The 5979-nt window shown below is 69.4% G+C and carries 6 protein-coding genes; 1 reads left to right on the top strand and 5 read right to left on the bottom strand.

Features of this window, described 5'->3' with window-relative positions; genetic code table 11:
* Nucleotides 1–54 precede the first annotated feature (54 nt).
* From pheT to pheS, 4 genes are read right to left on the bottom strand one after another with little or no spacing between them, the layout of a single operon-like run.
* A complete protein-coding gene (gene pheT / locus ACILQR_RS15065; protein ID WP_395652204.1) occupies nucleotides 55–2484 on the bottom strand; it encodes a phenylalanine--tRNA ligase subunit beta in 2430 nt (809 codons plus the stop codon).
* The gene (locus tag ACILQR_RS15060; RefSeq protein WP_395652203.1) at nucleotides 2481–2858 is read right to left on the bottom strand and encodes a hypothetical protein; all 378 of its coding nucleotides are present in this window, start codon (nucleotides 2856–2858) and stop codon (nucleotides 2481–2483) included. The genes pheT and ACILQR_RS15060 overlap by 4 nt, the downstream gene beginning before the upstream one ends.
* Nucleotides 2855–3262 (bottom strand): hypothetical protein, encoded by a 408-nt coding sequence (locus ACILQR_RS15055; RefSeq protein ID WP_395652202.1) that lies wholly within the window; start codon nucleotides 3260–3262, stop codon nucleotides 2855–2857. Before ACILQR_RS15055 ends, ACILQR_RS15060 begins: the two co-directional genes overlap by 4 nt.
* 5 nt (nucleotides 3263–3267) lie before the next feature.
* Entirely contained in the window at nucleotides 3268–4350 is a 1083-nt protein-coding gene (gene pheS / locus ACILQR_RS15050) for a phenylalanine--tRNA ligase subunit alpha (RefSeq protein ID WP_395652201.1), read from the bottom strand.
* 117 nt (nucleotides 4351–4467) lie between these two features.
* Between pheS and ACILQR_RS15045 the strand changes: the two genes are divergently transcribed.
* The gene (locus ACILQR_RS15045; RefSeq protein ID WP_395652200.1) at nucleotides 4468–5340 is read left to right on the top strand and encodes a pirin family protein; all 873 of its coding nucleotides are present in this window, start codon (nucleotides 4468–4470) and stop codon (nucleotides 5338–5340) included.
* A gap of 6 nt (nucleotides 5341–5346) precedes the next feature.
* Here the strand turns inward: ACILQR_RS15045 and ACILQR_RS15040 are convergent.
* Nucleotides 5347–5979 (bottom strand): sensor histidine kinase (locus ACILQR_RS15040; protein ID WP_395652199.1); only part of this gene is annotated, 633 nt, incomplete at its 5' end.

Here is a 5979-nt window from a genome sequence, read left to right as displayed (position 1 = left end):
GGTCTTTCGGCCGATGAGATCGCGGACCTGAGGGCGCGGGGGGTGGTCTGAGGGTCAGCCCCTCAGCTTGCCGCCCAGCTTCTCGACCGCCGCCACGACGCGCGCCGAAATGGCTTCGATCTCCGCCTCGGTCAGGGTCGCGGCCTGGGGCTGGATCACGATTTCCAGTGCCACCGACTTGAACCCGTCCGGCACGCCGGTCCCGCGATAGACGTCGAACACGCGCACGTCCGAGATCAGCGCCTTGTCGGCGCCCGCCGCCGCCTTGACCAGATCGCCCGCCGCCCGGCCGTCCTCGACCACGAAGGCGAAATCACGGGTCAGGGGCATCAGGGACGACAGGCTGGCCGAACCGCGCGTCTTGGATTTCGCCTTGGGCTCGGGAACGCTGTCCAGCACGATCTCGAAGGCCAGCATGGGGCCATCGGCGTCCAGCGCCTTCAGCACGCGCGGATGCACCGCGCCGAACTCGGCGATCACGGTCTTGGGCCCGAGCTGGAGGCGGGCCGAGCGGCCGGGATGCCACCAGTCGCGGTTCTGGCCCTGGACCAGTTGCAGCGATCCGACCGGCGCGCCGATCTGCTCCAGCAAGGCCATCAGGTCGCCCTTGAGGCCGAACAGGGCGTCCTCGGCGTCGCCGCCCCAATGCCGCGACGGATGCGGCGCGATCAGGCCGGCGATCACCGTGCGCTGACCGTCCGGCTGGTCGGTCAGATAGATGGGTCCGATCTCGAACAGGGCGGCGTCCGCGTGACCGCGTGCGGCGTTCCTCGCCGCCGCCTGGATCAGGTTGGGCAGGGCCGAGGGGCGCATGCAGTCCAGATCGGCCGCGATCGGATTCTCGAGAACCAGACGATCGTCACCGCCGCCGAACAGGGCCGCCGTGGACTGTTTGGTGAAGGACCAGGTGACGGCCTCGGCGTAACCGGCGGCGGCCAGGGCGCGCCGGGCCAGCCGCACCCGCGCCTGACGCGGCGACAGCACGCCTTTCGACGACGGCGTCTGGTCGGGCAGGGGGGTGTAGGGCAGGGCGTCGAAGCCCTCGATCCGCGCCACCTCTTCGACGAGGTCGGCGGGCCCCTCGACGTCGCGGCGGAACGAAGGCGGGGCCACGGTCCAGGTCCCGGCGGTCTCTCCGGCCGTGATGAGGAAGCCGAGTTGACCCAGGATGGTGCCGATCCGGTCATGGGCGAGGTCGAGACCCGACAGCCGCTTCACATAGTCCGGGTCGAAGGCGAAGGCGGGCGGATTGGCGGGGTGCTCGCCCGCCAGAACGATCTCCGACGGCTCGCCGCCGCACAGGTCGAGGATCAGCCGGGTGGCCAGTTCCAGGCCCGGCACGACAGAGGCCGGATCGACGCCGCGCGCGAACCGGTACTGGGCATCGGAGTTGATGGTCAGGGTCCGGCCGGTCTGGGCCGTCACGATCGGATCGAACCAGGCGCTCTCGACGAAGACGTCGGTGGTTTCGTCCGAACAGCCGGTGGACTCCCCACCCATGACGCCGCCCAGGCCGATGGGGCGTTCGCCGCCCGCGTCGGCGATGACGCAAATGCCCGGATCGACGGTGTAGGTCTTGCCGTCGAGGGCGATCAGATGTTCGGGAGTGCCTTCGGCGATGTGGGCGGCACCAGCGGACAGCTGGCCCGCGCGGACCACGATCTCGGACCCCACCAGCTTCTTCGCGTCATAGACATGCAAGGGCCGGCAGCGGTCGTAGGCGATCAGGTTGGTCACATCGACCAGCCGGTTGATCGAGCGCAGGCCGATGCTCTCCAGCCGTCGCTTCAGCCACTCGGGCGACGGGCCGTTGGTCACGCCCCGGATCAGCCGCCCGGCGAAAACCGGGCACATCCCGGGGGCCTCGATCCGCACCGAGATCGGCGAAGCGAACGCCCCGCGCACCATGGCGATGTCGAAATGCTTGAGCTTGCCCAGGCCTGTCGCCGCCAGATCGCGCGCGATGCCGGCGACGCCCAGCCAGTCCGGCCGGTTCGGCGTCACCTCGAAATCGATGACGGGATCGGCCCCGAACAGCTTTGCGACCGGGGTGCCGACGGGGATCTCCGGCGGCAGTTCCTGGATCCCGTCGCTGTCGTCGGCCAGCTGCAGTTCGGATGCCGAACACAGCATGCCGTTGGACACCACGCCGCGCACCGGCTTCTCGACCAGGGTGACGCCCAGGCCCGGCACATAGGCGCCGATGGGGGCATAGATGGTCGTCAGGCCTGCCCGCGCGTTCGGGGCGCCGCAGACGATCTCCTTCATCCCGTCGACGGTCTCGACCTGACAGACCTGCAACCGGTCGGCGTTGGGATGGCGTTCGGCCGAGACGATCCGGGCCACGGTGAACGGTGCCAGGGCGACGGTGGGGTCGGTGACGTGTTCGACCTCCAGCCCCGCCATGGTCATGGCGTCGGCGACCTGGGCCGCGTCGGCGGTGGTCTCCAGATGGTCCTTCAGCCAGGCGAGCGTGAACTTCACGACTGCACCCCGATGCCGCGCAGCTCGTTGAGAAAGTCCGGCGCGCCCGTGTAGGCGACCGAGAAGAACCCGCACCGCTCGAACTGGCAGTTGCGGAACGGAATGCATCCGGTGATCTTGGTCGGACCCAGCGGTTGCAGCATCAGATTGGCCATGTCGCCGTCGGCCGAACCCAGGTTGCAGCTGGCGAAATTGCAGCCCGAGACCGGGACGATCACGGCGGGCCCGTGCAGCTCGCAGTCGATGAAGGTCCGGCCCTCGATCACCGAGGCTCCACCCAGCGCGACCTCGTGCATCAGCAGCGGCAGCCAGATGCGCTGGCCCGTATGGACCGGGCCGGCACCATAGGCGGCGAACTGGAATCCCGGCGTCATGCGCCGGTCCTTTCGGCGGACAGGCCGGTCAGGCTGGCCGACAGCTCGTCGAGCACCGCCTCCGGGCCCGTGAAGCCGACCTGGACGAATTTGCAGCGCACGAAACGGCAGTCGACCAGGCCGATCGCCCCGATGATGTGATCGCCCAGCGGCCGCAGCATCAGGCTGCGGGCATTCGAGGTGACCCCCATGTTGCAGCCTTCCAGCGACACCCCGCCCATGGCCGCGATCACGGCCGGGCCCTGGATCACGCAGTCGGTGAAGGTCTTGCCGCGGATGACGGTCTCGCCCGCGTTCAGGTGCTGGACACCCAGCAGGGGCAGCCAGATGGCTTCCTTGTCGAACGTCGTGCGGGCGACCTGTTCGCGGCCGAGGGCTTCGTCGTGGAGGGGGTTCTGGGTCATGACGATCAGCTCAGGCCGGAGGCGGGATTGGGGGCGGAAAAGGCGGAGAAGCCGTAGTGGGCGAGCCACCGGGTGTCGGCCTCGAACATGGGGCGCAGGTCGGGCATGCCGTATTTCAGCATGGCCAGGCGATCGACGCCCATGCCGAAGGCGAAGCCCTGGTATTCGTCCGGGTCGATGCCGCAGTTGCGCAGCACATTGGGATGCACCATCCCGCAGCCGAGAATTTCCAGCCAGTCGTCGCCCTCGTTGAACTTCAGCTGGCCGCCGGAGCGGTCGCAGCGGATGTCCATTTCCGCGCTGGGTTCGGTGAAGGGGAAGTGGTGCGGGCGGAAACGGGCATCCACCGCGTCCAGCTCGAAGAAGCGGGCGATGAAGGTCTGAAGCGTCGTCTTCAGGTGGCCCATGTGGATGTCGCGATCGATCACCAGACCCTCGACCTGATGGAACATCGGGGTGTGGGTGGCGTCCGAATCCTTACGAAAGGTCCGGCCCGGCGCGATGATGCGGATCGGCGGTTGCTGCGACATCATGGTGCGGACCTGCACCGGGCTGGTGTGGGTGCGCAGCACCTTGCGCTCGCCCGTTTCGGGGTCGGGCCTCAGGAAGAAGGTGTCGTGCATCTCCCGCGCCGGGTGTTTGGGCGGGAAGTTCAGCGCGGTGAAATTGTGGAAGTCGTCCTCGATGTCCGGCCCTTCGGCGACGGCGAAGCCCATGGAGGCGAAGATGGCGACCATCTCGTCCATCACCTGCATGGTCGGATGGACGGCGCCCCGGCGACGCGGCCGCGACGGCAGGGTCAGGTCGATACGCTCGGACAGCAGGCGCGCGTCCAGCTCGGCGGCCTCCAGCTCGGCCTTCTTCGCGGCGATGGCCGAGGCGACCCGGTCGCGCAGGCCGTTGATGACCGGCCCCTGTTCGCGCCGCTCATCGGGGCTCATCGCCCCCATCCCCTTCAGCAGGCCGGAGATGACGCCGGTCTTGCCGAGGGCGGAGACCCGCACCGCCTCGACCTCGGTCACGGTGGTCGCGCCGCCGATGGCGTTGATCAGGTCGAGTTCGAGCTGGGGAAGGTCGGAATGGGACATGGTCGGCAGCGTCTAGCGTCTGGCGCGGCGTTCGTCACCCTCAGGGCGGCGGGTGGCACCGCCGAAACGTGCGGCAAGCCGCTGGCGAGGCTTGATCCGGCACATTAGATGTTGCGAATGACATCCCTGACCCCCCGCACGGTCGCCCGCCGGCACCCGGCCGTCCGCGACGACATCGGCGACCTGATCACCCGTCGGCCCCTGCCCGGACCGGGCCTGGACCAGGTCGATCCCTTCCTGTTCCTGAACCACCATGGGCCCCAGACCTATGCGCCCGGCAATCGCGGCCTGCCGTTCGGACCGCATCCGCACCGGGGGTTCGAGACCGTCACCTTCATCCTGGAGGGCGAGCTGGCGCACAACGACTCGGGCGGTGGCGAGAGCATCATCCGCGCGGGCGGGATCCAGTGGATGACGGCGGGATCGGGCCCGATTCACGCCGAGCTCTCACCGGCCAGTTTCAAGCGCGACGGCGGGCCGATGGAAATCCTCCAGCTCTGGGTCAATCTGCCTTCGCGGCTGAAGATGACCCCGCCCGCCTATGTCGGGCTCCAGGCCGGGGACATCCCGACCTTCACGACCGAGGACGGCCGCGTCACGGTCGAGGCCGTCTCGGGTCGGTGGGGCGAGACCACAGCCCCGATCCAGTCCCTGATCGACGTCCAGATGGCGGTGGTCCGGTTCCGGCCCGGCGGGACATTCACCACGCCGGTAGCACGCGGTCGCAACGTCTTTCTCTATGTCGTCAGGGGCCAGGTCTCGGTCGGCGGGACGGCGGTCGAGCCGTGGCATCTGCTGACGCTGAACGACGACGGCGATGCGGTCGGGATCGAGGCGGCGTCCGATGCCGTCATCCTGCTGGGCCACTCCGCGCCGATCGGCGAGCCTGTGTTCTCCCACGGGCCCTTCGTGATGAATACGCGCGAGGAGATCATCCAGGCGATCGAGGACTACAACGCCGGCAAGTTCGGCCCGCCGCCCCGGGTCTAGGTGCGATCAGGCCGCGTGGGGGTCGGCCAGGGACACGGCGACCTCGGCACCCTCGCCCGGCGTCGAATCGATCGACAGGGTGCCGCCGGACTGGCGGGCGAAGGCGGCGGCCTGGGCCAGGCCCAGCCCGGCCTGGCCGGTCTTGGTCGTGAAGAAGGGTTCGACGGCGCGGGCGGCGACGTCGCGGTCCATGCCGGGGCCGGTGTCGCGGACACTCAGCCGGGGACCCTGATCGGTCATCTCCAGCCGCACGGCGACGGACCCCGTGCCGCTGACCGCCTCGACCGCATTGGTCAACAGGGCGCGCACCGTGGCCTCGAAGGCGACGGGATCCAGTCGGGCCGGAGCCGGGCCGGACGGGGCCTCGACCAGCAGGTCGATGCCGGGGCCGGCCTGGGCGCGCAGACGGCTTTCCATGGCGCGCAGCAGGACGCCGGCGTCCAGGGTGCGGACCTCGCTCTCGCTGGTCTCGACGAAGGCCGACAGCCGGCCCGTCACCGCCTCGCCGCGACGCCCGGCCGCCAGGGCCGCCTCGCCCAGCCGGCGCACGCGACCGGCGTCGTCCGCCTGTTTCAGGATCATGTCGAGCGCCGAGGTCATGACCCCCAGCAGGGCGTTGAAATCGCGGGCCACATCGCC

Origin of the sequence: Brevundimonas sp. (assembly GCF_044239655.1) — a bacterium.
Classification (GTDB): Bacteria; Pseudomonadota; Alphaproteobacteria; order Caulobacterales; family Caulobacteraceae; genus Brevundimonas.
This window is presented reverse-complemented; position numbering and strand designations above follow the sequence as displayed.